This is a genomic window from Sphingomicrobium sediminis (assembly GCF_023805295.1).
GTDB classification, from domain to species: domain Bacteria; phylum Pseudomonadota; class Alphaproteobacteria; order Sphingomonadales; family Sphingomonadaceae; genus Sphingomicrobium; species Sphingomicrobium sediminis.
In genome coordinates this window covers 1,944,023-1,969,451 of the sequence record NZ_JAMSHT010000001.1, presented here as the reverse complement: position 1 = coordinate 1,969,451, position 25,429 = coordinate 1,944,023, and the positions used below count along the sequence as shown (strand labels likewise).

Below are 25,429 nucleotides of genomic sequence, written 5' to 3'. Positions count from 1 at the left end.
TTTAGGTCCTGACACCCTTGTCAGGCGATTTCAAAGGCGTATGAGCGCGCATCATGAATATCGACCTGATTCCCGTGGGCGACAATGCGCCCGAAGAGCTGAATGTCTTCATCGAAGTCCCGATCGGCGGCGAGCCGGTCAAATATGAGTTCGACAAGAAATCGGGCGCGATGTTCGTCGACCGCATCCTGCACACGCCGATGCGCTACCCGACCAATTACGGCTTCATCCCGCAGACCCTGTGCGACGATGGCGATCCGCTGGACTGCCTCGTCATGACGCGCTGGTCGCTGCTGCCGGGTACGGTCATCCGCGCACGCCCTGTCGGCGTCCTGCATCTCGAGGACGAAGCCGGCGGCGATGAAAAGCTGCTCGCCGTGCCGATCACCAAGGTCTCGCCTTATTATGAGAGCGTGGAGAATTATACCGACCTGCCGCCCATCGTGGTCGAGCAGATCAATCACTTCTTCACGCACTATAAGGACCTGGAAAAGCAGAAATGGGTCCGCATCGGCCGCTGGGGCGACCGCGAGGACGCGCTTCAGGTCGTCCGCGATTCGATCGCCCGCGCTGCAAAATAAACCGGCTTAGCCTCCGAAACCGCGTCGTCGCATTTCCTGCTGCATGAACTGCCGCGGGATGAAGAGCTTTCGGATCTCGAAACTGATGACGCGGCCTTCGGGCGCGAGCAGATCGGGCTCGTAGCCGACCGGGATGTCGCCAAAACCGTTGGTCACGCGCGGCCGCTCGTTGAGCACATTGTCGATGCCGAGCCGTAGCGAGGTCCCGCGCAGCCAAGGATGGCGCGCCATCACGTCGAGCCTTTCGGTGAGGTTGGCATAGAGCCGCAGGTCGACCGTCCCATAATCGTCGAACTGGAGCGGGCCGATGCCGCTATCGACCTCGGTAGCCGAGCGCCAGTCGACACTGACGCGCGCACCGAAGCCGTTGTTGAATAGGCCGAAGCGACCCTCGACACGGTGGCGTGAGGTCCCGCCGAAACGGCTGGTCGCCTGTCCGTCGAGATAATCGAGCGGCGGCAGGCCGGGGGCGATGAGCAATTCGTCGCTGAAGGTAACTTCATGCGTGATCGACGCATAGAGACGCCCGCCACGCGGGCCGCGCGAACTGCCGAAGCGCCCAAAGCCACCACCGCCGCCACGTGCCTGGGGCGGTCCCTGCTGCTGCGACTGCTGCGCATTGGCTTGCTGTTCGCCGCCCTGCTGCTGGCCCTCACCCTGCACCTGCTGCTGTTGTGGGCGACCGGCACCCGGCGGACCCTGCTGGCCGTCCGGGAGGGGTTGCGTATTGCCGGCTTGCGCCCGCATCCGCTGCGCGCGTTCGCGGAAAGCCTGGATCGTCTCGGCGCTCGGCGGCTTGGGCCGGATCGCCTTGGAGAAATTGAAGCCCCAGCGAAGTACGTCATTATTGCGCTCGGCAAAGTTGACCGGCGTCAGGTCGACCGAGAGCAGATTGCCCTCGAGATCGCGCTCGAAGCGGTCGGGGAAGGCATTCTCGATCTCCGCGGTCAGGGCAGGGAAGCTGCTGACCGGATTGTCGATGCGGCTTGAGACATAGTCGGCGCGCAGGCTGACATCCCAATCCTCGCTTTCGATCGGAAGTTCGTAATTGAACCCCAGCTTCCAGACTTCACGCGTGTCGGCGAGCAAATCGGGATTCCCGCCCGTGCGCGTTTCGGCGATCACCGTTTCGCCGGTCACGAAGTCGAACAGACGCGCCTGCGGGTCGACCGTTACCGGGCTTCCCAGTGCACTAAGCGAGGGCGCGCCCTCTTCGCGCGTATAGGAGCCGAGGAAGCGCAGGCGACCGGTCGGGCGCCAGTTCACGTTGGTGCCGACTAGGGTCAGCGTGCCGAAGTCCGAATATTCTTCGACCTCGCCGTTGAAGCTCACCGACAAGGCGCCGATCGGGCTGTCATTGTCGAGCAGCGGGAAATCGAGATTGGCGGTGGCGAACAAACGCGTCCGCTCGAGCCCCACTTCATCCTCGATCCCGGCGATGAAATCGCGGCTGTCGATGGTGAGATGGTTGAGCCCGCCGCGGAAGGTCGCTGCAACGTCGCCAGCCGGTAATTCGAACAATGTGCCGCCGAACAGGCCGTCGAACGAGGCGTCCAGCGTCTGCGACACGGCTTCGTCGCGCGGCGTCAGCTCGGCAAAGGTAAAGCTGCCGAACGGATCGGTGCCGGCATCGAGCGTGTCGAGGTCCGCCTGAATCGCAGCCGTATCGGGCCCGCGGTCGGTCCGCGTTCGGCTGTCGACATATTCGAGCGAACCCGTCGTCGACCAGCGCCAGTCGCCCGGCGCGCTGTTGACGACGAAGGCTGCCGAGCCGGTGCGGGTGCGGCGATCACGCGCTAAGGGGCCGAGACCAGCATCGCGCACCAGGTCGAAGGCTGCGCCGTCCGCAAATGGGCTGTCTGCCGGCACGCCCAACGTCGCCACCGAGGGGCCCAGCAAGGACTGGCCGGTGTTTTCGCGGAATTCGAGATTGATCGTGCCGGTCGCTTCGCCGAGCGGGCGCTTGATGACCGAACCGAGGGTCAATTCCTCGGAGCTGCCGGTCAGCGTGCGGAAGGGACGCGGATCGATATCGCCGTCGAACGTCTCGACCGGGTCGAGCGCGATATCGCGTTCGTCTTCGGTGAGCGCGCCGTCGACCTCATACTGGAAATTGAATGTGGTGCGCTTGCCGGGCGACAGGATCAGCCGGTCGACCTCGAACTCGCCGCCGGCGCGACCGCCATCGGTGGCGAAACGGCCTTCGGTCTCGATCGTGGTCGAGAAGAAGTTTTCGCGCAGGACGAAGTTCACGACGCGCTGGTCGGCGCGATAGCCATATTTGAGCGCGACTTCCTCGGGAAAGATCTCGACCCGCTCGATCGCTTCGGCGGGAAGGTCGCGCAATTCGCGGAAGCCCGAGATCCGCTTGCCGTCGACCAGCAGCACGGGACGTCCGCCGCCGCGGCCCTGCGCGGAACCGAGCTGCGGCGCCAGCGCCTCTAGCAATTCGGCGACGCTGGTCGCGCCGGTGGCGCGGATATCGCGCGCGTCGAGCACGTCTTCGGCGGGCACATCGCCGACGACCGAGCGGCTGTTCCCGGTGATGACAATGGCATCGTCGGGGACCTCGGGTTCGGCCGGTTGCGGCTGTTCCGGGGCGGGTGCGGGCGCATTGTCCTGCGCCGCCACCTGCTGCGGCACGGCCATCAGGGCGGCTGCGATCGCGCAGCTCGCAGTCTGCGAAAGAAGCTTCACGGCGTAACGAACCTTTCCAACTTGCATCCACCGCCCCTGGGCCTGCACTGGCGCACCGCCGGCTTTCCTGCAATGACGCCTTTGTAACTAATCATCGCAGCGGAGGTGCCAATGAATGCGCGTTTTCTGGGGATTTTGACGGGCGGCATTCTACTAGCGGCCTGCAGCGGCGACGAACGACCCGCGAGCGCCTCCAATGTCGCAGCGCAATCCGCCGAAATCGGCGCTTCGGAAGCCATGGTCCGCGAGGCCATTTCCGCCATCGAAGCACGCGACGGCGACCTCAACGCGGTCATCGCCCTCGATCCCACCGCCATCGAGCAGGCTCGGGCGTTGGACGACCGCTCCTCCTCAAGCCCGATTGCGGGCATGCCGGTGCTGATCAAAGACAATATCGAGAGCGCCGGCGCGCTGCCGACCACGGCAGGCAGCCTCGCGCTCGCCGACAATGTCACCGGCCGCGATGCGCCGCTCGTCGCCAACATGCGCAATTACGGGCTCGTCATCCTCGGCAAGACGAACCTCAGCGAATGGGCCAACTTCCGGTCGCAAAGCAGCAATTCGGGATGGAGCGCAGTCGGCGGGCAGGCGCGCAATCCCTATGCGCTCGATCGCACCCCCTGCGGTTCCTCTTCGGGCTCGGGCGTCGCTGTCGCGGCAGGCTATGTCGACCTTGCCGTCGGGACCGAGACCGACGGCTCGGTCACATGCCCCGCCGCGATGAACGGCATTGTCGGGCTCAAGCCCACCGTCGGATGGGTCAGTCAGGAAGGCATCGTCCCCATCAGCGCGACGCAGGATACGGCCGGACCGATGACCCGCACGGTGGAGCAGGCCCGCCACCTGCTGGTCGCGATGATGCCGGAAATGAGGGAAGAGCCGCGCGAGCCGATGCAGTTGGCAGGCACTCGCCTTGGCGTGCTGACCAGCGTGCGCGGCTTTCGCGCCGACGAAGCCTTTGCCGAGACGCTCGCCAAGCTTGGGGCCGCGGGGGCGATCCTCGTCGAAATCGACGATCTCGGCGTCCCGCCCGAGGCAGGCGGCGCGGAATATGAAGTGCTGCTCTACGAGTTCAAGGACGGCCTCAACCGCTACCTCGCCACCACCGACGCCGCCCGCGTGCCTAGCCGGACGCTGGCCGACCTTATCGCCTTCAACGAAGCCAATGACCGAGAGCTGGCCGTCTTCGACCAGTCGATCTTCGAGTTGGCAGAGGCCAAAGGCAGTCTGGATGACCAGGCCTATCGCGACGCCCTCGCACTGAGCCGTGACGGTTCCCGCGAGATTATCGACGGCCTGCTCGACGAGCATCAGGTCGAAGCGCTCATCTTCCCGACCGCAGCGCCCGCCTTCCTCATCGATCACGTTCTGGGCGATCGCTGGCCGGGTGGCGGCGCAGGCTATTTGCCCGCCCGTTCGGGCTATCCGCACCTCACCGTGCCGATGGGCCATGTCGATGGCCTGCCCGTCGGGATCAGCTTCGTCGGGACGGCCGGGGACGATTGGGACCTGCTCGACCTTGGCGAGGCTTGGGAGGAACTACGCGGACCGCTGCCCGGCCCGACTTTCGCCCCGACGACCAGCGACCTTGCCGAGTTCGAGGGCCTGCTCGACCCGGTCGACTAGGCCTCGATCATCTCATGCCCCGGCGGATCGGGGCGCGCCGCGATCCAGCAGCCTGCGACGATCGCGACCGCGCCCGCGACTGTCCAAGGTGACGGAATTTCGGCAAACAGGATGAAGCCGAACATCGCAGCCCACAGGAAGCCCGAATATTCGGTCGCCGCGAGGTAGCCCGCATCGGCGCGCGCATAGGCCCAGGCCAGACCGATGGCGCCGAAGATGCCGGTGATCGCGCTCGCCCAAATGACCAGGTCCAGACCTTGCGGGAAGTCGGGCACGCCGACGAACAGGATTGCAATCAGCCAGAAGATGATCGCCGGAAAAAGGTGCGAGAAGAAGGCGACTTCTGCGGGGTCGGCGGCCTGGCTCTGCTGGCGGATGAGGATGATGTTGAAGGCATACATCATCGCCGAGCCGAGGATCGCGAAACTCCCGAGCCAGGCCTCGCGTCCCACATCGGCCTGCGCCTGGCCCGCGAAAATGACCAAAGTCCCGGCAAAGGCGAGCAGCGAGCCGCCGATGCTGGCGCGCGCCACCTTCTCCTTGAGCAGTATCGCCGCCAGATAGAGCGCGAAGAGCGGGGCGAGGAAGGCCAGCGCGATGGCCTGCGCCATCGGCACCCGCGCCAAACCGAAGAAGAAGAGATAGGCCATCGGCACCACCAGCACGCCGCGCATGAGGTGGAGCTTCATCGCCTTGCGCGAAGGTGCCCGCTTGCGCCCGATCGCATAGATACCGCCGCCGACCAGCACCGATGCCCCAAGGCGCCAGCACAAGGCCGCGAACACCCCGACCTCGAGGCTCAGCATCTTCACCGCCCCGTCCATCGCCGACAGACAGCCCACGCCGAGCACGGCGACGGCAAAGGCGATCAGGGAAGAGCGCTGGGCAGACATATTGAGCGCCATGGCGCAAAGGCTTGCCGTTGACAATTGTCGCGCCTAGTGTGTTACTCGTGTAAGTCAGCACGAGGGGGTTTCAATGTTCATTTCCTATGCCGTCGCAGCCGCGCTCGCCATGCAACCGGCCGAGACCCCGCCCGAACCGACGATTATCCCCCAGCCGATCAGTTTCGATGCAAGCGGACTGTCCGAACCAGGCGCTGCGATGATCGAGGACGAACTGGCCGACCAGCAGTTCATCGCGGTCGGCGAGGCACATGGCCATGCCGATGCACCCTTGCTGCTCGCTGCGCTGGCGGCGGAGGCCAAGCCCCACGGCTTCGATCATTATGCGGTCGAGATGGGCCCCAATAGTGCGGAATGGGTGATGGCCTTCCTGCGCGACGAGGGCGTCGACGGTTACGGCGCGGCGCTTGCCGGCAAGGCGCTGTCCATTCCCTTCCTCGGGATGCGCGAGGAGGCCGAGGCGGCATTGCCGTTCGCGACTTCCGGCAAAATGTGGGGGATCGACCAGGAGTTTATCCTGTCGACACTGATCCATTACCCCTGGCTGATCGACCGCGCTCCCGATGACGACACGCGCGCAGTGGTTCAGGGCTGGCTCGACACCGACCAGGAAGCAATGCGCACCGGCAATCAAGGCATGGTGACAATCATGACCGTCCCGCCAGCCGATTTCCTGGCGCTGCGGGCGGCATATGGTGAGGATGCCGAAGCGACGGCGCGATTGGTCCTGCTCGCGCGCTCGGCCGGTATCTACCAATATTATCGCCTCGGGCGCGGGCTCGACAACAATCTGGACCGGATCGCGCTGATGAAAGAGCAGTTCACCGCGCGATATGCCGCCGAGCGCGAGGCGACTGGCGAGGCACCGCGCGTCATCATGAAGATGGGCGCCATCCATGCCGGCGCGGCGACCTCGAGCATGAACACGTTCGACATCGGTTCGCTGATCGAAGGCATGGCCGCTGCCGAAGGGCGCGAAGCCTTGCAGATCGCCTACCTTCCGCTGGGCGGCGAAGCGACGGCAATCATGCCGAGCCCCGAGGGGATTTTCAGCGTGCGCCCGGCCTCGAACGAGGAGCTGGCCGCAGCACTGGAGCAAGCAGGAGTCGACATGGATGCGATCGCGGCGGATGGCGGCCATGTCATCATTCCGCTCGATCCGGTCCGACGCGCGCTTCGAAACACAGGTCTCGAAGCGCTCGACCAGGACACGCGCTTCATCATCCTTGGCTTCGACTATCTGATCACGACCCGGGCGGCCAGCGCGTCGACACCCCTGGCCAATTTCTAGTGCAGGATCATCGTATCGCCATCCATCTCCAGCTTGCCCGCGCGGGTCAGGAAGGACTGGCCGAGCAGGCTCATCGTCCCGCCTTGGATGATGACGGCATCGACATTGCGTACGGTCTTCGACCCGACCGTGATGGAATCCAGGGTAACGTTCTTGCCACGAACGAGACCTGAGACCTGGCGTCCGACGACGCGATACTCGCTGGGCGAGAAATGCAGCCCGATCTTGCGCGCATCGGCTTCGGTGAGCGCAACGCCGGTTGCGCCGGTATCGACGAGGAAGCGGATGGTCGAGCCGCGAATATTGGCATTGGCGTAGAAGTGGCCACCGGCGCCGCGGTCGAACTTGACCGGGCCGGAGGACATGGAGGCATTGCGCGCGCTGGGCCGGCTCGCACTGTCACCGCTGCGATGACCGAACGTGTCGCCATTGCTCCAGCTGCCACCGCTCTTCTTCTGCTTGGCTTCGGCCCGCGCGACCGCCCAGGCATCCTTGCCCTCGGTCTCGAGCGAGGCGTCATGCTCCTCGAACGATACCGCACCGTCGACATTTTCCATATCATGCCGCGCGGCGAACATGGTGCCCATCACGGCAAAGCCGATCATGATGATGACGAGGTTACGCATGCCACCCCTCTAGGCGCGGAGGCGTAAAGATTCGCTTAGGAAGCCGGAAAAGTCAGCTTTCCCGGCTTTTCTGGATGAGCTGCATCAGCTCCGGCATGCCCCGTTTCGCCAAGTCGCGATAATCGTTGAGCGTGTTCAGCAACTCGGGGCGCGTGCGCTGGACCTCGGCGATCGTGCGCGACATCGGGTCGAGGCGCGACTTGGCCAACCATGCCGCCAGATCCGGTTCGCGCATCCAGCGCATCCGGTTCATGACATTGCCCAGCGTCGCGGTGAGATAGGCCGCCGGCCCCTGCCGGACCGCAATCGGCTGGGCGAGCGCATTGCGGGTCGCATCATCGTCCCGATGTACTTCCAGCCAGGCGGTCAGCGCTGCCCCGAAGACGACCAGGGGCGCGAACAGGGCCTGCACCGTGACAAGCCCCTCCTGGAAGACCGGCACCGTCTCCTTGTCCGCCACCGCGCTCGCCGTGCAATCGATGAAGAGGCTGTCTTCGGGGACGTCGAACGAGCCCTCGACCGTTTCGAACCGTCCCGGTGCGATATGCGTCACATGACCCGCCCGCACGACATTCCCGATCTGGCGCAGCGTCTCGACCTCACCCTCGGACAAGGTCGCGAAGAAATATTTGGTCGGCAGGACGTCGCGGTCGATCCGCAGCATCTGCCCGCCCTTTTCGAGTTCGAGGAAAAAGTGGTCGACATCGTCGGCCTCAATGGCGGCGCGCATCAGCGCGGCCTGGAAGTCGATCGTGCCTTCGAAGAAATCGAGACCAGGCTGGGTGAAGCGGCGGTTGATGAGCCAGCTGTCGCGCGGACAGACCCACGTGATGCGCTCCGGCGCGACGCCCTGCGTCAGCAGCCAGACGCCGGTATCCATTGCCGTCTTTCCGCCGCCGAGGATGACGAAATGCGACGGGATCGCGCAATCGCCCCTGATCATGCAGGGCAGTTCGCCCGGCGGCATGAAGAGCGTACCTTCAGCAATCTCGAATTTGGGTGTGTGCGTGGCCGGCACCGACGTCTTGAAATAGGTCGTGTCGACTACCTTGCGTGTGACCTCGACCTGCTGCTCCTCCCCCGAGAAGAGACCGACATATTTGCCATCGCCGCGATACTCGCTCAGCGGCGCGTATTGTACCCGACCCGACCCGACGAGCTTTGCCATGCAGCGCTCGAAATAGGCGAGGATTTCGGGCGCAGAGGCCAGCTCGTAGAAGCCCGCATTGGGCCCGCTTTCATCGATCCTGTCTTGCCCCAGCTCCATGCTCTCGACACCGTAAAAGGCGCTCGGCTGGTGCAGGCGAACGAAGGGGTAAGCGTCGTTCCAGTGGCCGCCAGGCGCGGCATGGCGATCGACGATCAGGACAGTCGCGTCGGGGTCTTCGGCGATCAGCGTGTCGACGAAGGCCAGTCCAACCGCACCCGCGCCGACGACGAGATAATCGACCTTCACCTATGCAGGCTGCTCTTCGATCTCGAGCTTGCGGACCTTGAGGTGATCGATTTCACCTTTACGCAACTGGAGGCGACCGATCGACAGTTTGCCGACCTTGAGGATACCGATCGCGACCGCACCCATGGCAACTGCGCCAAGCGCGAATGCGCCAGCGGCAATCGCGCCCACGGAGCCGGCGCCGAGCGCCGCGCGATTGCGTTTGACGATGCCATTGCGACCTGCGGAGGGTTTCGATTTCTTGCTCATTTCCCAGTCCTTTCCGAGTGGTGCAACTGCAGACCTAATTGCTGTGCTGCACCCTCACACTTTCCTCCTTCGACTGAAAAACGTCTTTGATCTCAGACAAATATGTGAAGCGCGGCGTCAATGCGCAGGGACGAAGGCCTCGGCCTCGCCCGCTTCGATCTTGGCGGCTTTTTCCTCGACCAGCTTCACGATGTGATCGACCATGCTCTCATTCTCGATATGGTGATCCTTCACCCCCGAGAGATAGACCATGTGGCTGCCATTGCCGCCGCCGGTCACGCCGATATCGGTCTCGCGCGCTTCGCCGGGGCCGTTCACGACGCAGCCGAGAACCGACAGGCTCATCGGCGTCTTGATATGCTGGAGGCGTTCCTCGAGCGTCTGGACGGTGCGAATGACATCGAAACCCTGCCGCGCGCAGCTTGGACAGGAGACGACGCGGACACCGCGCGATCGCAGGCCGAGCGACTTCAGGATCTCGAACCCTACCCGTACTTCCTCTTCGGGCTCGGCCGACAGGCTGACGCGGATCGTGTCGCCGATACCGGCCCAGAGCAGCGAACCGATGCCCAGCGCCGATTTCACCGTCCCGCCAATCAGGCCGCCCGCCTCGGTAATACCGAGATGGAGCGGGCAATCGACCTGGTATGCAAGGTCGGTATAGGCCGCGACCGCAAGCATCAGGTCGGAGGCCTTCACCGCGACCTTGTACTCGTGAAAATCATGGTCCTGCAGGATCTTGATATGATCCATTGCGCTTTCGACCAGCGCGTCGGGACAGGGCTCCCCATATTTCTCGAGAAGGTGCTTTTCGAGGCTGCCGGCATTGACGCCGATGCGGATCGCACAGCCATTGGCCTTCGCGGCGCGAATGACTTCCTTCACCCGCTCGTCAGACCCGATATTGCCGGGATTGATGCGCAGGCACGCGGCGCCGGCATCGGCGGCTTCGAGCGCGCGCTTGTAGTGAAAGTGGATGTCCGCAACGATCGGGATGTTCGCCGCCTTGACGATTTCGGGCATCGCCGCGGTCGAATCCGTATCCGGACAGGACACGCGGATGATGTCGGCGCCCGCCTCCTCGCAGCGGCGAATCTGGTCGATCGTCGCCTTCGCATCTGACGTCGGCGTATTGGTCATCGTCTGCACGGTGATGGGCGCATCGCCCCCGACCGGCACATTGCCGACCATGATCTGCTTCGATTGGCGGCGCTCGATGGTGCGCCAGGGTCTGATCTCGGACATACGCTCTCTATAGGATGCCTATAAGACGAACCCAAGGCATGGCCTCGATCATTGAGGGGGTAAAGGCAAAAGGGAGAAACCAGACATGCCCAACATCCTCATCACTGGCGGCAATCGCGGCATCGGGCGCGAATTTGTCGAACAATATGCAGCAGACGGATGGAACGTCATCACCACTGCGCGCAGCCAAGGCGACATTGCCGACCTTGGCCAAATCAACAATGTCCGCGCGCATCGGCTCGATGTCAGCGACCCGGCAGAGATCGACCGCTTCGTCGGCGAGATTGGCGACGAGCCGATCGATGTCTTCTTGAACAATGCCGGCATCTACGGGCCGCGCGAGCCCGAGCGCAACGGCTGGCTCGAACTCATGGACATCAACGTCATCGCGCCGACCCTGCTGGCGCAGAAACTCAAGTCCAACGTCGCCGCGTCGGAACAGAAAAAGATGGCGGTGCTGACCAGCAAGATGGGCTCGATCGCCGACAATGGCTCGGGCGGGTCGATCCCCTATCGCAGCTCGAAAGCTGCCGTGAATGCGGCGTGGAAGAGCCTTGCCAACGATTACCGCCCCGACGGGATTGGCGTCGTCATGCTCCATCCTGGCTGGGTGCAGACCGACATGGGCGGCCCCAACGCGCTGATCGATACCGAGACCAGCGTGAGCGGCATGCGTAAGGTGATCGACGAGACGAGTGTGGACAATTCGGGTCGTTTCATGGCCTATGACGGCCAAGAAATCCCCTGGTAGCCAACCGAAAGGCCGTCATGACCCGTCTCTTCCTCGCGCTTGCCGCGCTCTTCGCCTTGCCTGCACCATCGATCGCGCAGGACGGCGACTGGTCGATCGTCATCCATGGCGGAGCGGGCACGATCCTGCGCGAGAATATGACGCCAGAGAAGGAAGCGGAGATCAGCGCCGCATTGAACGCCGCGCTCGATGCAGGCGAGGAAGTGTTGGCGGCGGGCGGCTCCTCGCTCGATGCGGTGACGGCCGCGATCATGATCCTCGAGGATGATCCCAACTTCAATGCGGGCAAAGGTGCGGTCTTCACGTGGGAAGGCACCAACAGCCTCGACGCCTCGATCATGCGCGGAGACACGTTGGAGGCGGGCGCTGTGGCGGGCCTGTCGACCACCAAGAACCCCATCCTCGCCGCGCGCGCGGTCATGGAAGACAGCCCCCACGTCCTGCTGTCGGGCGCTGGCGCCGACGAATTTGCCAGCGAGCGCGGCATCGCGCAGGTCGACCCCATCTATTTCTTCACCGAAGGCCGGTTTCAGGCACTGCAACGCTTCAAGGCGCGTGCCGAGGGACAGACCAGCGAGGCAGACCTGCCGGTCGACTACAAATTCGGCACGGTCGGCGCGGTGGCGATGGACCAGGATGGCGTGATTGCCGCCGCAACCTCGACCGGCGGCATGACCGGCAAGCGCTGGGGCCGGATCGGCGACAGCCCGATCATCGGCGCGGGCACCTATGCAAACGAAGATTGCGGGGTCTCGGCGACTGGGACGGGCGAGAAGTTCATCCGCCTCGCGGTCGCCTATCGGATCTGCGACAGATATCGCAGAGTTCCGACGACACTTCTGCGGATGTCGTCGGATAGTGGACAGGACGGTCAGATTGCCGCTGAATGGGCCGCTTGGAAAAAGCTGGAAATTAACAAGATCGCCAATGACGCCATCGACGATGTCGGCGATTTGGGTGGCTCGGGCGGCGTCATTGCCCTGTGGCGCGACGGCACGCCCGTCTACGCCTTCGACACGCCCGGCATGTATCGCGGCCATGCCCGCTCCTCGGGCGAGCGCTATATCGGCATTTACGGAGACGACGAAGAATGATCCGCTGGCTGGCCGCACTGGCTGTTGCACTCACCACCCTCATTGCGTCGCCCGCATCCGCCTATTGGGAATATGGCCACGGTGTCGTCGCGCGCATCGCCTATGAAGAGGTCCGCCCCGAAACCCGGGCCAAGATTGATGCGCTGATGGCGCGCTACGATGCGGTCGACACGCCCACCTGCCCGTTCGATACGATCGAGGATGTCGCTTACTGGGCCGACTGCGTGAAGCCGCTCGGCGACCGTTATGCGCCGGCCTTTCCCTGGCACTATCAGAATGTGAACATCTGCGAGACATTCTCGCTTAGCGAGCCGTGTGCCAACGGCAATTGCGTCGCTGCGCAGATCGAACGCCACGCCCGCCTGCTCGCGGACATCGACTTGCCGATGCACGAGCGGATCGAGGCGCTCGCCTTCCTCACCCATTTCGTCGGCGATTTGCACCAGCCCATGCATGCCGGCGACATGGCCGATCGCGGCGGCAATGACGTGCCCGCCAATTACGGCCTGCTCAAAGGGCGCCGCCTCAATCTCCACGCTATCTTCGACGGCTATCTCGCCGAGCGTGCCTTCACGACGTCACCCGGCGGCGCGCGCGGACTGGTATCGACCTACGACCGCGCGACGCTTGAGGCGTACAAAGGCGGCGACGTCGTGCAATGGAGCCGCGAGATGTGGATCGTCTCGAAAGACTATGCCTACCCGCTGCTCCTCGACACCATTCCGTGCGACACCGAGGTGACGCGCAAGACGCTGACCGAGGAGGATGTGCAGGTGCTCATCCCGATCATGCGCGAGGCCGCGGTGAAGGGCGGCATGCGCCTTGCCCGCTTACTCGACGATGCGTTGAGCGAGGGCAAAGCCCCGCGCTTCCGCCGCCTCTAGCGCTCGGCCTTCACGAAGTCGGCAATCGCCGCCACGACACGCGGATCGATGGCGAGATCGGGATCGCTATAGCTGGCAAGATTCGCCGCACGGTCGCCTGCGGGCACCGGCTTCAACGTATGATTGACCCCGTCGAGCAGCAGGTAGGTTGCCTCCGGCACCGCCGCGGCCAGCATCTCGCCCTCCGCAACCGGGACCTGAATGTCCTCGGCAGGCTGGATTATCAGGATGGGCAGGTCGATGCCTGCCAGCAGCTCGACCGGATCGAGCGTATAGCCGGACATCATGAAGCGCTGGAGGTCGGGTCCGAACAGGCTCCGCAGCGGGGCGGGCACGTCGGCAATATCGACCTCCTGGCCCGCCTTGAGGCTGGCAAAGGCGGCTTCGACCTGGGTCAGCATTTCGGGCGGCAGCTGGGGCCGGAACTGGTCGACCATGAGGTCGAGGATCGGACGACCACCCCCGGCAATCAGGATCAGACCGCAAAGATTTTCGCTCTCCTGCGCCGCCAGCAGCGCGACGGTGCTGCCCTCGCTATGCCCGGCAAGCCAGGTGCACGCGCTGCCCCGCTCGCCAAGCAACCCCACCCAGCCGCGCACGTCCTCGACATAATCGTCGAAGGTGACGGCATTGGCGTTGGGCACCGCTTCGCTGCTGCCGAACATGCCGCGCTTGTCGAAGCGCAGAGTGGCGACCCCCTCGTCCGCGAGACCATTGGCGAGCTGCTTGTAGGCGCTTCCGGTGACGCCCATCGGGCTATTGCCATCACGATCGGTCGGGCCCGATCCGGCGATCAGCAGGATGCTCGGCGCGCCCGCAACCGGTTGCGTCAGCGTCCCGCGAACCGGACCTTCGGGGCCAGAAATCTCGACGTCTTCGGGGTGCATGGTGATCGCCGCCAGCGCGGCCAGTACGCTCATCAACATTCTACCAGGTCCCTCCTTCGCGATCCTTGCCCCAGCGCCATTTCCAGCCGCCGCTCGTCGTCTTGGCCGCAATAACCAGGAAAGCGAGTGTGAGGGGGATGACGTAGGCGATAAAGGCGAGCTGGCTCAGCGGCGCGATGAAGGCGGCGCCGATGAGGATCAACGCAATGAAAAGTGCCGTCACCAGCCAGCCCTGCCAGGTCCGCGGCAGGCCCGTGCCATAGCCGTAGCGCTTGGCGTAGAACCAGCCATCTTCTTTTCGTTCGGTCATGGAATTGCCTTCGTCAGATAGAGAAGCGCGATGACGATTGCCGACAGGCAGGCCGACACGCTCATGGCGGGCAGGAGGCGCTTGCCGGTCACAGGACAGAAGCGCCGTACAGCGCCATCCCGATCATCAGCGCGGTGCCGAAAATGCCGGCGAGCAGGCGCTTCTTTTGCGGGGAGGCATGTTCGAGAGCCCAATGCATCATCATTCTACTCCTTCGGGGGACGCCCGCGCCGCACGGGCTTGGGCGGGTCGAGCTTGATACCGCGCGCTTTCAGCGCTTCGCGCAGCAGGATCTCCACCTCCGCATTGGCCGAGCGCAGTTCGGCCGCGGCGAGCCGCTCGATCGCTGCGAACAAGGCAGGATCGATGCGGAGGGGGAAGGCTTTGCGCTTGGCCATGGTGGTTCGCCGCTGGCGGCAGCCCCTAGTAGAGGCTGCCAGCGTTGACGACGGGCTGGGTGTCGCGCTCGCCGCACAGGACGACCATCAGGTTGGATACCATCGCCGCGCGGCGCTCGTCGTCGAGTTCGACCACGTCACGCTTGCTTAGGTCGGCGAGAGCCTGTTCGACCATCCCGACCGCGCCCTCGACGAGGGTCTGGCGGGCAGCGACGACGGCCTGTGCCTGCTGGCGGCGGAGCATCGCCGAGGCGATTTCCTGCGCATAGGCAAGGTGGGTAAAGCCGCACTCGTCGACGGTGATACCGGCGACCTTCAGGCGCTCGCGCACTTCCTTGAGCAATTCGACGCCCACTTCCTCCAGATGCCCGCGAAGGGTGATGTCGTCATTGTCAAAGTCATCATACGGGTGCCGCGAAGCGACGGTACGAATGGCGACCTCGACCTGGACGCGGACGAATTCCTTGTAATCGTCGACGTCGAACACGGCCTGCGCGGTATCGACCACGCGCCACACGATCTGTGCCGCCATCTCGATCGGGTTACCGCGCGAATCGTTCACCTTAATCTTGTCGGAGATGAAGTTGTTGGCGCGCACCGACACCTTGTGCTTGCCGAGCCACGGCCAGACCCAGCGCAGGCCATCGGTCCGGTCGGTGCCCTTATAGGTACCGAACAAGGTGATGACCGCCGCCTGGTTGGGCTGCAGCATGTAGAAGCCGACCGCAACGAAGACAAAGGCGAGCGGCCAGAAAATCATGCTGACGATCATGGTCCAATGCTTGAACCCTTCGGCCAGCTGCCAGACCGTCCAGGCCTCGGCCGCGATGATCGCGACGAGGACCAAGAGGACGGGGTAGCCCGAATTGGTGGTTGCGGCGCGCTCGTCGCTGGCGCGGAGCAGGCCTTCTTGGATGGCGTTCATGTCGAGTCCCTTTCTTTAATTGATATCACTTTTATATCGTTGTGATAGGGGAGTCAATCGGAACTGGTCCGCCGTTCGTCGAAAGGCTAGTGGGGAGCCATGTGGCAATTGATGATCCATGGAGGCGCCGGATCGATGCGCCCCGGCAAGCTCGACGAAGCCCAGGAAAAGGCGGCGCGCGCCGGGCTCTCCAACGCACTGGATGCCGGTGAGGCCATCCTCGCTGCAGGCGGTAGCGCAGTCGACGCCGTCGAAGCCGCCGCCCGCGTGCTTGAAGAAGATGCCGCCTTCAACGCCGGTCATGGCAGCGTGCTTGCCGCCGATGGCCATGTCGAATGCGATGCGGCAATCATGGAAGGTGCGGAGCGCCGCGCCGGTGCGGTTGCGGGCCTGCGCTCGACCCGCGCGCCGATCAGCGCCGCACGCAAGGTGATGGAAGACAGCCCCCACGTCCTCATCGCCAAGGAAGGTGCCGACGAATTTGCACGCGAAGCCGGGCTCGAGCAGGTCGCCAATAGCTGGTTCGTCACGCCCGAGCGTCGCCGCCAACTGGACGAGCTGCTCGCCAAGGGGCACGACGCCTTCGATGCAGAGATCAAATATGGCACGATCGGTGCAGTTGCGGTGGATAGCGACGGCCATGTCGCTGCCGCCACCTCGACCGGGGGGCTTACTGCAAAACGCTGGGGCCGCATCGGCGATTCCCCGCTGATCGGCGCGGGCACCTATGCCGACGACCGCGCCGCCGCGGTCAGCGCGACGGGCCTTGGCGAAATCTTCATTCGCACCGCCGCTGCTCACGAAATCTGCGCGCGCATGCGCTTTTGCGGCCATGACCTGCAAAAGGCGTTGGACGATGTGCTTGCGGAGATTGGCGACATGGGCGGCGCGGGCGGGCTCATCGCGGTCACGCCCGAAGGCCAGGCCGCATGGAGCTTCACCACGCCCGGCATGTATCGCGGCCGCGTCGGCAGCGATGGCGGCCGTCAGGTCGCGGTGTTCGACGCGTCCGACGAGCGGTAGGGCAGCGCGTCTCGCGCCCATTCCAGTTCCTGCGCCACCGCCTGCTTCTCGCCCTCGAGGAATTGCGCCACTGCAGCCCTAAAGCCCGGATCGGGGAGGTAATGCGCCGAATAGGTGCGCACCGGCTCGTAGCCGCGCAGCAACTTGTGCTCGCCCTGTGCGCCGGCCTGCACGACCTTCAATCCGTTCTGGATCGCCCAGTCCATGGCGCGATAGTAGGACAGCTCGAAATGCAGGCCGGGCTTGTCGATGATCGTGCCCCAATAACGCCCATAAAGCGTATCCTCGCCGACTAGGTTGAGCGCACCTGCGACCGGCAGCCCGTCCTCGCGCGCAAGGAAGAGAAGCAAGTCGTCGCCCATCGCCTCCACCATCCCGGCGAAAAAGTCGTAGGTGAGATAGGGGCGGCCCCACTTTCGCGCGCCGGTGTCCTGGTAGAACATCCACATGGCCTGCACCGCTTCGGCGCCGATCTCGGCACCGCGGAGCGTTTCGATCTCCAACCCCTCGACCGAACGCGCCCGCTCCTTACGGATCGACTTGCGCTTGCGACTGGCCAAGGTGCCAAGGAACTCGTCGAAGCTCGCATAATCGCGATTGAACCAGTGAAATTGCAGCCCCTCGCGGATCAGCCAGCCGCGCGCTTCGAAAGCGGCGCGATCTGCCTCGTCGATGAAAGTGGCATGGGCGCCCGACAGGCCATTCTGCCGCGCGATCGTTTCCAGCGCCGCGATCAGCGTCGCCTTTTCCTCCCCCAGCAATCTTGGTCCCGGACAGGGGGTGAAAGGCGCGGCGACCTGCAGCTTTGGATAATAGTCGCCACCGGCGCGCTGGTAGGCATCGGCCCAGCCATGATCGAACACATATTCGCCCTGGCTGTGGCTCTTGAGATAGGCCGGCGCGACTGCGAGTGTCTCGCCATCGCGCTCGACCGCGACATGGAGCGGTGACCAGCCGCTGCCATCACCCACACTGCCCGAGCGTTCGAGCAGCGACAGGAAAGCGTGGCTGACGCAGGGGTCGCTGCCGCCCGCCAGCGCGTCCCAGCGCGCTGCCTCGATCATGTCGATCGCCGGCACGAGCCGGGCGACGGGATCAGATGCGGGGGTGTCCATCACCTTCCCAAATGGGGGCATCGGAAAATTGCGCAACCTGTCCGATGTCCTCAGGCGTGCGGGCCGTCCAGCTGTAGACGGGCACGTCCGCGCGCGCTGCCGCCACCCAGGGCTGGTGCAGGATAGACACTTTGACGGCGAGGAAGTCTGGCCGGGCTCGGCGCATCTTGTCCCAACGCAGGATCGGGGTTTCGCGACCCGAAAGGACCAGCCCGCGCCGGACATCAGGGGCAAGCCGCCGGACCATCCGCATCGCGCGCGAGGAAAAGCTCATCAGCCCGATCGGTCCCGCATAGTCGCCCAGCGCGCGCACCGTGGCTGCGGCGATCCGCTCGGCATTGCCGTGCACGCGCTTCATCTCGACCAGTAACGGCACGCGTCCGTCGATCAGGTCGAGAAGCTCGGCGAGCGGCACGACCGGTTCGTCGGTGTCCAGCAATCGCCAGCCGCGCATCGCCTCGGCGCTCGTGTCGCCGACCGATCGAGGCTCGCCGCACAGTCGTTTGCCGTCGGCATCGTGAAACAACATTGCCGTGCCGCAGCCCGACAGCTGGACATCGCACTCGATGCCCGCCCCAATCTCCATGGCAGCGCGCGCTGCAGCAAGACTGTTTTCGGGAATTTCGGAATCGTGCAGGCCGCGATGGGCAAACCCCATCGGCCCCGGATCGAGTGGATCAGTCGCGGATCTTGACGATCGCATCGACCTCGACCGCAACGCCCAGCGGCAGCGTATTGACGCCGACCGCGCTGCGCGCATGGCGCCCGGCCTCGCCGAACACTTCCTGCATGAGGTCGCTCGCGCCGTTCACCACCTTTGGCTGGTCGACGAAATCCTCTGTGCAATTGACGAAGCCGCCCAGCTTGACGATGCGCTCGACCCGGTCGAGGTCGCCAAGCGCTGCCTGCATCTGCGCGATCAGCATGATGCCGCAGCGCCGCGCCGCGGCCTGCCCGCGCTCGACATTATAATCCTCGCCCAGCCGACCGACGATCAGCGAGCCATCCTCGTTCATCGAGATCTGGCCCGAAATATGGAGGAAACCGCCCGCTTCCACGGCAGGAAGGTAGGAGGCGACGGGTTTGGCGGGAGCCGGCAGCTTGATGCTCAGCTCTTCAAGGCGCTTGGAAATGCTCATGCACGTTGGCTTGGCGCGGCGGCGCGACGCGGTCAAGAGTCGCGGTGCACCGCAAAGCCGGCAAAGCTCTGGTTGGTCGGCATCAGCTCGAGCCGGTTGATGTTGAGATGCGGTGGCAGGCTCGCCACCCAATGGATCGTGGCGGCAATATCCTCGGCGGTCATCGGGTCCATATCGGCATAGAGCGCATCCGACGCGGCCTTGTCGCCGCCATTTCGTACGAGTGTGAATTCGGTTTCGACCATGCCCGGCTCGATCGAGGTGACGCGTACGCCGGTTCCCGAAAGGTCGCTCCGGAGGCTGAGGCCGAATTGCGTCAGGAAGGCCTTGGTCGCGCCATAGACCGCGCCGCCACGATAAGGGTAGCTGCCCGCCACGCTGGACAGGTTGATGATCGCCCCGCGCCGCTCCTTCAATGTCGGCAGCAGCGCCCGCGTCAGCGCGACGAGGCCGTCCATGTTCGTGTGCATCGCATTCAGATTCGCCTCGAGATCGGCATCCTGGAAATCGTCCATCGGCGGTGCGAGCCCGGCATTGTTGACGAGCAGGTCGACTTCGGCCCAGCTGCCCGGAAGCTGGCGCACGATGCGCTGCAGGTCGTCGATATCGCGCATGTCGCCGACGATCGGATGGAAAGCCCCGCCCAGATCGTTGCCCAGCGCGATGAGTCGGTCCTTGCGGCGCCCCATCCCGATCACGTTCCATCCATCGTTCACGAGAATGCGCGCGGTGGCCTCGCCAATCCCGCTAGTGGCGCCGGTGATGAAGGCGGTCTTGGTCATGAGATTTCCCATTGTTCGAGGATCCAGCCGGTCGCGGTCTCCCAATCGTCGATCCGTGCATGCGCTTTGTCGGCGGGCGGGATGACAGGGGCCAGTCGCGGTTCGGCGACCATGTGGAGGCGTTTGACCTCGGGCGCATGCTTGGCGACCGAGCTGTGTTGGACTTCGAGGTCGTCGACGAAGACGGCATGGCTCGGCACGTGCTTCTCGAGCAAGGCGCGTACCGGACGCCCCTTCCCGCCACGATTGGTGACGACGTCATGGTGGAGCCCGAGATTGGCAAGCTGGTCGACGCGAAAGCCGTGTGCCTCGTCACCGATATTGGTGAGGATGACGATCTCGCCATGCCGCTCCAGCTCCTTGAGCGCTTCTCGCGCGCCGGGGACGAGCGTCTGGCGATGCATTTCGTGGCGGAAAAAGGTTTCCAGGAGCGGCCAGACCTCCGCCTCGGGCACGACGCTGCCATCCTTGCGGATGAGCGCATCGGCGAACTTGCCGCTCTCGAAGTCGAAATGGATCGACTGGTCGGCCGACAGCCAGTCCTGGAAATGGCTGACCATGTGCAGCAGCACTTCGTCGCAGTCGCAGATCAGAAGGGGTTTGGTCATCTCTCGAGGGCAGCGTGGGCGGCGACCAATTGTTCCGGTTTGACGCCCAATTCACCCGCCACGTCGACGAGATCGGGCTCGTGGGCCTCGAGAAACGCGAGGGTTGCCGACAGCACTTCGGGCGCGCTCGCGCGGTGCCGCAAGTCGTCGGGATCGAGCCCGGTTGTCGCCAATAGCCGATCAGCCCGTTTCTGCTCGCCCAACGTCACGGCCAGCGCCTGAAGCGCCAAAATGTGCGGATCGTTTGGATTTTCTGACGTCATCGCCTATTGCCGGTCCAAGTGAAGTCGCTTCCAGGGGGAAGACGTGGCCAAGATCATGGTTGTCGAGGACAATGCGCTGAACATCAAGCTGTTCTGCGACCTCCTCACTGCGCACGGCCACGAGACGCGCGGCGTCAGCGACAGCCGCGATGCAATGGCGGTCGCGCGCGACCTCCACCCCGATCTTGTCATCACCGATATCCAACTGCCCTATATTGACGGCATGGAGTTGATGCGCCGTCTGCGCGCGGACGAGGAGCTGTGCCGCGTCCCGATCATGGCGGTGACCGCTTACGCCGGGGAGGGCGACGACGAACGCATCCGTAGTGCCGGTGCGCAGGCCTATGTCTCCAAGCCCATTTCGGTCGCGCGGTTTGCCGAAACCGTGGACAAGTTGCTGGAAGCGGGCCCGGTCGACCCGGAAAAAGGCGCCGACGACGTCACGCCGGACGCGGATACGCAAAACGGGGCCGAAATCGACCCCGCTGCATGATCGCTTGAAATCGCGATTCGCTAGGAAGGGCGCCGCAGCCTGGCGGCGCGCCAGATCAATTACTTGATCTTGGCTTCCTTGAATTCGACATGCTTGCGCGCAACCGGATCATACTTCCGGAAGGTCATCTTTTCCGTGATATTGCGCGGATTCTTCTTCGTCACGTAGAAGAAACCAGTGTCAGCGGTGCTGACGAGCTTGATCTTGACGGTTGCCGGCTTGGCCATGGGTCATTCCCGAATCAAAAGATGAATAGAATAAGGGCGGCAATCGAGGCCGCCCCGGATCGAGCGGCTCTTTGTCGCAGCATCGGCTTTTTGTCAAGTGATCCGCCGCGCTTAGGCCCCGATCAGCATCTTCGATCTCGGGCCCAATAGCCGCCGCAATCCCTCGCTGATGGCCAGCGAGACCGCCAGCACCCCGATCCATGCCAACAGGCCGACGGCAATCTGGACCGTGGCGGGCGGCTGCGCATCGAGAAAAAGATTCACCCATTCGAAAAAGCTGAAGAGCAGGAAAGCGTGCATGAAGTAGATGGCGAACGCGTTGATGGCTAACAGGTCCAGCCAACGCGGCAACCAGTCGCTGTGCGCCCGAAGCCACAAGAGGACGAGGCAAAGCAGCGCCATTTTCTGGACGTAGCTCGCTGTCTCGTACCAGTTGACCGGCCCGGCCGGATCCTCGTCGCGTACCAGCAGCGGCCCATAGTGATTGAAGAACAGAATATAGGCGGCGATGCTCGCCACGATGGCCAGCACGACGCACGGCCAGAACAGGCGCTCCACGTGACGCACGCGCTTCTCGTAATCGAGGCCGAGCCAGACCCCGAACGCATAGGGCGCGAGGAAGACCACGACATTCTCGACACTATTGTCGGGAAAGGTGCGCGACAGGACCAATGGCGCGGCCAGCAAAGGGACGAGAATGAAGGGTGCCCATCGCTGCCGCATCGTCCAGGCCGTGATCGGGGTCAGGACGAACAGGATGGCGAGCACCGGAATGTACCAGAACTGGAACGAGGCTTGGCCGGTGAGGAGATTGTCCCAGACTTCGCGGGCATAGGCGCCGACGTCACCGGAGAAGACTTGGAGGCTCTGGCCGAACTTCCAATGGAAGAGCGTGAACAGCAGCGTGAAGAACGCATAGGGAAAGAGGACGTTGAGGATCTTGCTCTTGTAGAACCGGCCCCAACCCCGCCCCGCAAGGATGGTCGAAAACAGCAAGCCCGAGATGAACGCAAAGAACAGGGTGGAATTGTGCCCGATCACCTCGACGCCGGCGGCCAAAGCGAGATTGGGGTCGAGCGGGCCCTGCATGCCCAGGTCCCAGATCGTCATGGTCGGCGCATGGGCTCCGACGATCAAGATGATGGCCACCCCGCGGAAAGCGTGCAGGTGGGTGATGAACCCTGCCTTGGTTGGACCGTTTTCCTCGGCCATTTCCCGTGCCCCCCTCGATCGCTTCACGATACGCGGCACTCGATGTCGCCAGCCTACAACGTCCCTACATGTTGCGGCAAATCCCTCGCCAAACAGTACGCCCGATTACAGCAATCGAAAATCTGCGTCGAACCCTCTGCTGCCTCGTCCGTTGAGGAGGTGAAACCAATTTTGGAGGGAAAAGACATGAACGATGTTGTAGACAAGCTGGCCACCCCGACCGACCTCAAATCGAACGAGATCGAGGATGTGGCAACTGGGCTGAACCGCGTGCTGGCCGACAGCTATGCGCTCTATCTCAAGACCAAGAATTTCCATTGGCACGTGTCGGGCCCGCATTTTCGCGACTATCACCTGATGTTCGACGAGCAGGCGGCCGCCATTCTCGGCGTCACCGATGCGATCGCCGAACGCGTGCGCAAGACCGGCAACACGACCCTGCGCTCGATCGGCGACATTTCGCGTCACCAGACGCTCGACGACAATGATGCCGACTTCGTCTCGGCCGCCGACATGCTCAAGGAATTGCGCGACGACAATCTCGCCGTGGTCGAGACGCTGCGCAGCCTCAAGGACGTCGCTGACGAAGCCAAGGACCATGCCACCAGCGCGCTGGTCGACGAATGGATCGATGCAGCCGAAGAACGCGCCTGGTTCCTCTTCGAAGCCGCGCAAAAAGGCTAAGCCGGGAGCGAAAGGCGCGCATGGAAGGTTGAGGCACCATGCGCGCTTTCTCCCAACTCTTGGACGACCTCACTTATACGCGGTCGCGTAACGCCAAGCTGCGGCGGATCGGCGACTATCTCAAGAGTACGCCCGATCCCGATCGCGGCTATGCGTTGGGCGCGCTGACGGGCACGCTGGACATTCCGCACGTCAAACCTGCCGCCATCCGAGCCATGGCGGAGGAGAAGATTGACCCCGTCTTATACAAGATGAGCCGCGATTATGTCGGCGACAGCGCCGAGACGATCGCGCTGCTATGGGATCAGGATCGCGACTATGACGACGCGCCGGCCAACGACATCCGCCTCAAGGATGCGGTCGAGACTCTCCAGTCCGCCAAGAAAACCGACGCGCCTTTACTCCTCGCCGCCATGCTCGACCGGCTCGACCCGTCGGGGCGCTATGCGCTGATCAAGATCGCGACCGGCGCGCTGCGCGTCGGTATTTCGGCGCGGCTCGCGAAGGTTGCGCTGGCCGAGGCGTGGGAACGCGATGTCGAGAAAGTCGAAGAAGTCTGGCACGCCTTCGAGCCACCATTCGAGACCTTGTTCGCCTGGGCCGAGGGACGCGCCGACCTGCCCGACCTCTCCAGCCTCCCGCTCTTCCGTCCCTTCATGCTTGCCCATCCGCTCGAGGATGAGGAGCGGATCGACCTCACCGACTATGCCGCCGAATGGAAATGGGACGGCATCCGCGTCCAGCTCGTGCGCGCAGGCGGCGAGACCCGCCTCTACAGCCGCACAGGCGACGATATCGGACAGAGCTTTCCCGACGTGTGCGAAGCCTTCGACATGGCCGGAGTGGTCGATGGCGAATTGCTCGTGCGCGGCGACCATCAGGGCGGCGAGGCCGGCAGCTTCAACGCGCTCCAGCAGCGCCTCGGTCGCAAGACGGTCAGCAAGAAGATGCTCGCCGAGGCGCCCGCCTTCGTGCGGCTGTACGACGTGCTGATCGAAGGCAGCGATGATGTACGACCGATGGCGTGGCAGGTCCGCCGCGAGCGGCTGGAGCAGCTCATGCCACGGCTCGACACCGACCGCTTCGACCTGTCGCAACTGGTCGAGGCCGACACGTTCGACCAGCTCGAGGCACTACGCGAGGAAGCACGCGACACGGGCGTCGAAGGGCTGATGCTCAAGCGCAAGGATTCGCCCTACGTGCCCGGCCGCAAGGTCGGCCTGTGGTACAAATGGAAACGCGATCCGCTCAATGCCGATTGCGTGCTCATGTATGCGCAGCGCGGCTCGGGCAAGCGCTCCAGTATCTATTCGGACTATACGTTCGGCTGCTGGGCCGAAGATGGCAGCCTGCTCCCGGTCGGAAAGGCCTATTTCGGATTCACCGACGAGGAATTGAAATGGCTCGACCGCTTCGTGCGGCGCAATACGCTGAATCGATTCGGACCGGTGCGCGAAGTGGAGAAGTCACTCGTCCTCGAAGTGGCTTTCGATTCGATCCATTTGAGCAAGCGTCACAAATCGGGGCTCGCGATGCGCTTCCCCAGGATCAGCCGCATCCGCAAAGACAAGCCCGCGCACGAGGCGGACCGGATCGAAACACTGCAGGCGATGGTGACGGGATAGCCTACTCGACCATCGATTCGGTTTTGACGCTCATATAGGCCGCGCACACGGGCACGACCGTATCGTAATCCAGTTCGCCGTCCTCGAACCGTTTGGCCATGACTTCCCAGTCGGCATCGAGCGACAGGATATCCCAGGTCGCATCGATACGCCCCGTATAGAATCCGACGACCACGGCAAGGTCGTTCCGGAACCGCGGATTTTCATCGATGAAAAAGGGAACAGCGTGAAAACATGCCAGGTCGAACTCGGCCGTGCCGGGCTCGAGGCCCGAATTGGACGCCGGTTGCGCGGCCATGCCGAGCAGACCGGCTGCAACCAGCGCCCACATCC

General features: G+C 63.8%; 28 protein-coding genes and 1 pseudogene. 10 read left to right on the top strand and 19 right to left on the bottom strand.

Going from position 1 to position 25,429, the window contains the following annotated elements; genetic code table 11:
• Positions 1 to 53: 53 nt before the first annotated feature.
• Positions 54 to 581: an inorganic diphosphatase gene (gene ppa / locus NDO55_RS10180; protein WP_252114906.1), complete on the top strand. Its 528-nt coding sequence runs from the start codon at positions 54 to 56 to the stop codon at positions 579 to 581.
• Positions 582 to 587: 6 nt separating this feature from the next.
• Here the strand turns inward: ppa and NDO55_RS10175 are convergent, their stop codons facing one another.
• Positions 588 to 3,278 carry a TonB-dependent receptor gene (locus tag NDO55_RS10175; RefSeq protein WP_252114904.1) on the bottom strand — a complete coding sequence of 897 codons (2,691 nt, stop codon included), beginning with the start codon at positions 3,276 to 3,278 and terminating at the stop codon, positions 588 to 590.
• Between the two features lie 111 nt (positions 3,279 to 3,389).
• Between NDO55_RS10175 and NDO55_RS10170 the strand changes: the two genes are divergently transcribed.
• Positions 3,390 to 4,904, top strand: coding sequence for an amidase family protein (locus NDO55_RS10170; protein WP_252114902.1), 1,515 nt, complete (start codon positions 3,390 to 3,392; stop codon positions 4,902 to 4,904).
• On the opposite strand, the gene NDO55_RS10165 is transcribed toward NDO55_RS10170, so the two are convergent.
• On the bottom strand, positions 4,901 to 5,797 hold the full coding sequence (locus NDO55_RS10165; RefSeq protein ID WP_252114901.1) for a DMT family transporter: 897 nt from the start codon (positions 5,795 to 5,797) through the stop codon (positions 4,901 to 4,903). The two genes, NDO55_RS10170 and NDO55_RS10165, sit on opposite strands and share 4 nt — an antisense overlap.
• Positions 5,798 to 5,882: 85 nt before the next feature.
• On the opposite strand from NDO55_RS10165, the gene NDO55_RS10160 reads away from it, so the two are divergent.
• Positions 5,883 to 7,100, top strand: coding sequence for a hypothetical protein (locus NDO55_RS10160; RefSeq protein WP_252114899.1), 1,218 nt, complete (start codon positions 5,883 to 5,885; stop codon positions 7,098 to 7,100).
• Here NDO55_RS10160 and NDO55_RS10155 read toward each other — a convergent pair.
• The 4 genes from NDO55_RS10155 to ispG form a co-directional block, all read right to left on the bottom strand.
• Positions 7,097 to 7,726 (bottom strand): retropepsin-like aspartic protease family protein, encoded by a 630-nt coding sequence (locus tag NDO55_RS10155; RefSeq protein ID WP_252114897.1) that lies wholly within the window; start codon positions 7,724 to 7,726, stop codon positions 7,097 to 7,099. The genes NDO55_RS10160 and NDO55_RS10155 overlap by 4 nt on opposite strands.
• 52 nt (positions 7,727 to 7,778) lie before the next feature.
• Positions 7,779 to 9,182: an NAD(P)-binding protein gene (locus tag NDO55_RS10150; protein WP_252114895.1), complete on the bottom strand. Its 1,404-nt coding sequence runs from the start codon at positions 9,180 to 9,182 to the stop codon at positions 7,779 to 7,781.
• Positions 9,183 to 9,431: a hypothetical protein gene (locus tag NDO55_RS10145; protein WP_252114894.1), complete on the bottom strand. Its 249-nt coding sequence runs from the start codon at positions 9,429 to 9,431 to the stop codon at positions 9,183 to 9,185.
• A gap of 117 nt (positions 9,432 to 9,548) precedes the next feature.
• The gene (gene ispG / locus NDO55_RS10140; RefSeq protein ID WP_252114892.1) at positions 9,549 to 10,676 is read right to left on the bottom strand and encodes a flavodoxin-dependent (E)-4-hydroxy-3-methylbut-2-enyl-diphosphate synthase; all 1,128 of its coding nucleotides are present in this window, start codon (positions 10,674 to 10,676) and stop codon (positions 9,549 to 9,551) included.
• An 85-nt stretch (positions 10,677 to 10,761) separates the two neighbouring features.
• Here ispG and NDO55_RS10135 point away from each other — a divergent pair, with 85 nt between their 5' ends.
• Genes NDO55_RS10135 through NDO55_RS10125 form a run of 3 tightly spaced genes read left to right on the top strand, consistent with a single transcriptional unit; the run spans position 10,762 to position 13,405 of the window.
• The gene (locus NDO55_RS10135; protein WP_252114890.1) at positions 10,762 to 11,427 is read left to right on the top strand and encodes an SDR family oxidoreductase; all 666 of its coding nucleotides are present in this window, start codon (positions 10,762 to 10,764) and stop codon (positions 11,425 to 11,427) included.
• Between the two features lie 17 nt (positions 11,428 to 11,444).
• Complete coding sequence (locus NDO55_RS10130) at positions 11,445 to 12,521, top strand: isoaspartyl peptidase/L-asparaginase family protein (RefSeq protein WP_252114888.1); 1,077 nt, start codon at positions 11,445 to 11,447, stop codon at positions 12,519 to 12,521.
• Positions 12,518 to 13,405 carry a S1/P1 nuclease gene (locus tag NDO55_RS10125; protein WP_252114886.1) on the top strand — a complete coding sequence of 296 codons (888 nt, stop codon included), beginning with the start codon at positions 12,518 to 12,520 and terminating at the stop codon, positions 13,403 to 13,405. The genes NDO55_RS10130 and NDO55_RS10125 overlap by 4 nt, the downstream gene beginning before the upstream one ends.
• Here the strand turns inward: NDO55_RS10125 and NDO55_RS10120 are convergent.
• From NDO55_RS10120 to NDO55_RS10105, 4 genes are all read right to left on the bottom strand, one after another.
• Positions 13,402 to 14,331 carry an alpha/beta hydrolase gene (locus NDO55_RS10120; RefSeq protein WP_252114884.1) on the bottom strand — a complete coding sequence of 310 codons (930 nt, stop codon included), beginning with the start codon at positions 14,329 to 14,331 and terminating at the stop codon, positions 13,402 to 13,404. The genes NDO55_RS10125 and NDO55_RS10120 overlap by 4 nt on opposite strands.
• Before the next feature lies 1 nt (position 14,332).
• A complete protein-coding gene (locus NDO55_RS10115) occupies positions 14,333 to 14,602 on the bottom strand; it encodes a hypothetical protein (RefSeq protein WP_252114882.1) in 270 nt (89 codons plus the stop codon).
• A 206-nt stretch (positions 14,603 to 14,808) separates the two neighbouring features.
• Positions 14,809 to 15,000 (bottom strand): type II toxin-antitoxin system antitoxin, encoded by a 192-nt coding sequence (locus NDO55_RS10110; protein ID WP_252114881.1) that lies wholly within the window; start codon positions 14,998 to 15,000, stop codon positions 14,809 to 14,811.
• Between the two features lie 25 nt (positions 15,001 to 15,025).
• Positions 15,026 to 15,925: an SPFH domain-containing protein gene (locus NDO55_RS10105; protein WP_252114879.1), complete on the bottom strand. Its 900-nt coding sequence runs from the start codon at positions 15,923 to 15,925 to the stop codon at positions 15,026 to 15,028.
• 111 nt (positions 15,926 to 16,036) lie between these two features.
• On the opposite strand from NDO55_RS10105, the gene NDO55_RS10100 reads away from it, so the two are divergent.
• Entirely contained in the window at positions 16,037 to 16,948 is a 912-nt protein-coding gene (locus NDO55_RS10100) for an isoaspartyl peptidase/L-asparaginase family protein (RefSeq protein ID WP_252114877.1), read from the top strand.
• Here the strand turns inward: NDO55_RS10100 and NDO55_RS10095 are convergent.
• From NDO55_RS10095 to NDO55_RS10070, 6 genes are read right to left on the bottom strand one after another with little or no spacing between them, the layout of a single operon-like run.
• Complete coding sequence (locus NDO55_RS10095) at positions 16,912 to 18,063, bottom strand: GNAT family N-acetyltransferase (protein WP_252114875.1); 1,152 nt, start codon at positions 18,061 to 18,063, stop codon at positions 16,912 to 16,914. The two genes, NDO55_RS10100 and NDO55_RS10095, sit on opposite strands and share 37 nt — an antisense overlap.
• On the bottom strand, positions 18,044 to 18,721 hold the full coding sequence (locus NDO55_RS10090; protein WP_252114872.1) for a glycerophosphodiester phosphodiesterase family protein: 678 nt from the start codon (positions 18,719 to 18,721) through the stop codon (positions 18,044 to 18,046). Before NDO55_RS10090 ends, NDO55_RS10095 begins: the two co-directional genes overlap by 20 nt.
• Positions 18,722 to 18,740: 19 nt before the next feature.
• Positions 18,741 to 19,202, bottom strand: coding sequence for a RidA family protein (locus tag NDO55_RS10085; protein ID WP_252114870.1), 462 nt, complete (start codon positions 19,200 to 19,202; stop codon positions 18,741 to 18,743).
• A 32-nt stretch (positions 19,203 to 19,234) separates the two neighbouring features.
• Positions 19,235 to 19,984, bottom strand: coding sequence for an SDR family NAD(P)-dependent oxidoreductase (locus tag NDO55_RS10080; RefSeq protein WP_252114868.1), 750 nt, complete (start codon positions 19,982 to 19,984; stop codon positions 19,235 to 19,237).
• Positions 19,981 to 20,592: an HAD family hydrolase gene (locus NDO55_RS10075; protein WP_252114866.1), complete on the bottom strand. Its 612-nt coding sequence runs from the start codon at positions 20,590 to 20,592 to the stop codon at positions 19,981 to 19,983. The genes NDO55_RS10080 and NDO55_RS10075 overlap by 4 nt, the downstream gene beginning before the upstream one ends.
• Positions 20,589 to 20,855, bottom strand: a complete 267-nt coding sequence (locus NDO55_RS10070; RefSeq protein ID WP_252114864.1) for a DUF3572 domain-containing protein — start codon at positions 20,853 to 20,855, stop codon at positions 20,589 to 20,591. The genes NDO55_RS10075 and NDO55_RS10070 overlap by 4 nt, the downstream gene beginning before the upstream one ends.
• A 55-nt stretch (positions 20,856 to 20,910) precedes the next feature.
• On the opposite strand from NDO55_RS10070, the pseudogene NDO55_RS10065 reads away from it, so the two are divergent.
• A pseudogene (locus tag NDO55_RS10065) lies at positions 20,911 to 21,255 on the top strand (response regulator); the annotation flags it as partial.
• A gap of 152 nt (positions 21,256 to 21,407) precedes the next feature.
• On the opposite strand, the gene rpmG reads toward NDO55_RS10065, so the two are convergent.
• Together rpmG and NDO55_RS10055 are read right to left on the bottom strand one after the other, a co-directional pair.
• Complete coding sequence (rpmG, locus tag NDO55_RS10060; RefSeq protein WP_022672986.1) at positions 21,408 to 21,575, bottom strand: 50S ribosomal protein L33; 168 nt, start codon at positions 21,573 to 21,575, stop codon at positions 21,408 to 21,410.
• A gap of 111 nt (positions 21,576 to 21,686) precedes the next feature.
• On the bottom strand, positions 21,687 to 22,787 hold the full coding sequence (locus tag NDO55_RS10055) for an acyltransferase family protein (protein ID WP_252114862.1): 1,101 nt from the start codon (positions 22,785 to 22,787) through the stop codon (positions 21,687 to 21,689).
• Between the two features lie 186 nt (positions 22,788 to 22,973).
• On the opposite strand from NDO55_RS10055, the gene NDO55_RS10050 reads away from it, so the two are divergent.
• Entirely contained in the window at positions 22,974 to 23,471 is a 498-nt protein-coding gene (locus tag NDO55_RS10050; protein WP_252114860.1) for a Dps family protein, read from the top strand.
• Positions 23,472 to 23,509: 38 nt separating this feature from the next.
• The gene (locus NDO55_RS10045) at positions 23,510 to 25,096 is read left to right on the top strand and encodes a cisplatin damage response ATP-dependent DNA ligase (RefSeq protein ID WP_252114858.1); all 1,587 of its coding nucleotides are present in this window, start codon (positions 23,510 to 23,512) and stop codon (positions 25,094 to 25,096) included.
• A 1-nt stretch (position 25,097) separates the two neighbouring features.
• On the opposite strand, the gene NDO55_RS10040 is transcribed toward NDO55_RS10045, so the two are convergent.
• On the bottom strand, positions 25,098 to 25,427 hold the full coding sequence (locus NDO55_RS10040; protein ID WP_252114856.1) for a hypothetical protein: 330 nt from the start codon (positions 25,425 to 25,427) through the stop codon (positions 25,098 to 25,100).
• Positions 25,428 to 25,429 lie beyond the last annotated feature (2 nt).

Bases quoted from the DNA above. Each gene is read 5' to 3' on its own strand.
- ppa (WP_252114906.1), top strand. From the start codon at position 54: ATGAATATCGACCTGATTCCCGTGGGCGACAATGCGCCCGAAGAGCTG.
- NDO55_RS10170 (WP_252114902.1), top strand. From the start codon at position 3,390: ATGAATGCGCGTTTTCTGGGGATTTTGACGGGCGGCATTCTACTAGCG.
- NDO55_RS10165 (WP_252114901.1), bottom strand. From the start codon at position 5,797: ATGTCTGCCCAGCGCTCTTCCCTGATCGCCTTTGCCGTCGCCGTGCTC.
- NDO55_RS10160 (WP_252114899.1), top strand. From the start codon at position 5,883: ATGTTCATTTCCTATGCCGTCGCAGCCGCGCTCGCCATGCAACCGGCC.
- NDO55_RS10155 (WP_252114897.1), bottom strand. From the start codon at position 7,726: ATGCGTAACCTCGTCATCATCATGATCGGCTTTGCCGTGATGGGCACC.
- NDO55_RS10145 (WP_252114894.1), bottom strand. From the start codon at position 9,431: ATGAGCAAGAAATCGAAACCCTCCGCAGGTCGCAATGGCATCGTCAAA.
- ispG (WP_252114892.1), bottom strand. From the start codon at position 10,676: ATGTCCGAGATCAGACCCTGGCGCACCATCGAGCGCCGCCAATCGAAG.
- NDO55_RS10135 (WP_252114890.1), top strand. From the start codon at position 10,762: ATGCCCAACATCCTCATCACTGGCGGCAATCGCGGCATCGGGCGCGAA.
- NDO55_RS10130 (WP_252114888.1), top strand. From the start codon at position 11,445: ATGACCCGTCTCTTCCTCGCGCTTGCCGCGCTCTTCGCCTTGCCTGCA.
- NDO55_RS10125 (WP_252114886.1), top strand. From the start codon at position 12,518: ATGATCCGCTGGCTGGCCGCACTGGCTGTTGCACTCACCACCCTCATT.
- NDO55_RS10120 (WP_252114884.1), bottom strand. From the start codon at position 14,331: ATGTTGATGAGCGTACTGGCCGCGCTGGCGGCGATCACCATGCACCCC.
- NDO55_RS10115 (WP_252114882.1), bottom strand. From the start codon at position 14,602: ATGACCGAACGAAAAGAAGATGGCTGGTTCTACGCCAAGCGCTACGGC.
- NDO55_RS10110 (WP_252114881.1), bottom strand. From the start codon at position 15,000: ATGGCCAAGCGCAAAGCCTTCCCCCTCCGCATCGATCCTGCCTTGTTC.
- NDO55_RS10105 (WP_252114879.1), bottom strand. From the start codon at position 15,925: ATGAACGCCATCCAAGAAGGCCTGCTCCGCGCCAGCGACGAGCGCGCC.
- NDO55_RS10100 (WP_252114877.1), top strand. From the start codon at position 16,037: ATGATCCATGGAGGCGCCGGATCGATGCGCCCCGGCAAGCTCGACGAA.
- NDO55_RS10095 (WP_252114875.1), bottom strand. From the start codon at position 18,063: ATGGACACCCCCGCATCTGATCCCGTCGCCCGGCTCGTGCCGGCGATC.
- NDO55_RS10090 (WP_252114872.1), bottom strand. From the start codon at position 18,721: ATGGGGTTTGCCCATCGCGGCCTGCACGATTCCGAAATTCCCGAAAAC.
- NDO55_RS10085 (WP_252114870.1), bottom strand. From the start codon at position 19,202: ATGAGCATTTCCAAGCGCCTTGAAGAGCTGAGCATCAAGCTGCCGGCT.
- NDO55_RS10080 (WP_252114868.1), bottom strand. From the start codon at position 19,984: ATGACCAAGACCGCCTTCATCACCGGCGCCACTAGCGGGATTGGCGAG.
- NDO55_RS10075 (WP_252114866.1), bottom strand. From the start codon at position 20,592: ATGACCAAACCCCTTCTGATCTGCGACTGCGACGAAGTGCTGCTGCAC.
- NDO55_RS10070 (WP_252114864.1), bottom strand. From the start codon at position 20,855: ATGACGTCAGAAAATCCAAACGATCCGCACATTTTGGCGCTTCAGGCG.
- rpmG (WP_022672986.1), bottom strand. From the start codon at position 21,575: ATGGCCAAGCCGGCAACCGTCAAGATCAAGCTCGTCAGCACCGCTGAC.
- NDO55_RS10055 (WP_252114862.1), bottom strand. From the start codon at position 22,787: ATGGCCGAGGAAAACGGTCCAACCAAGGCAGGGTTCATCACCCACCTG.
- NDO55_RS10050 (WP_252114860.1), top strand. From the start codon at position 22,974: ATGAACGATGTTGTAGACAAGCTGGCCACCCCGACCGACCTCAAATCG.
- NDO55_RS10045 (WP_252114858.1), top strand. From the start codon at position 23,510: ATGCGCGCTTTCTCCCAACTCTTGGACGACCTCACTTATACGCGGTCG.
- NDO55_RS10040 (WP_252114856.1), bottom strand. From the start codon at position 25,427: ATGTGGGCGCTGGTTGCAGCCGGTCTGCTCGGCATGGCCGCGCAACCG.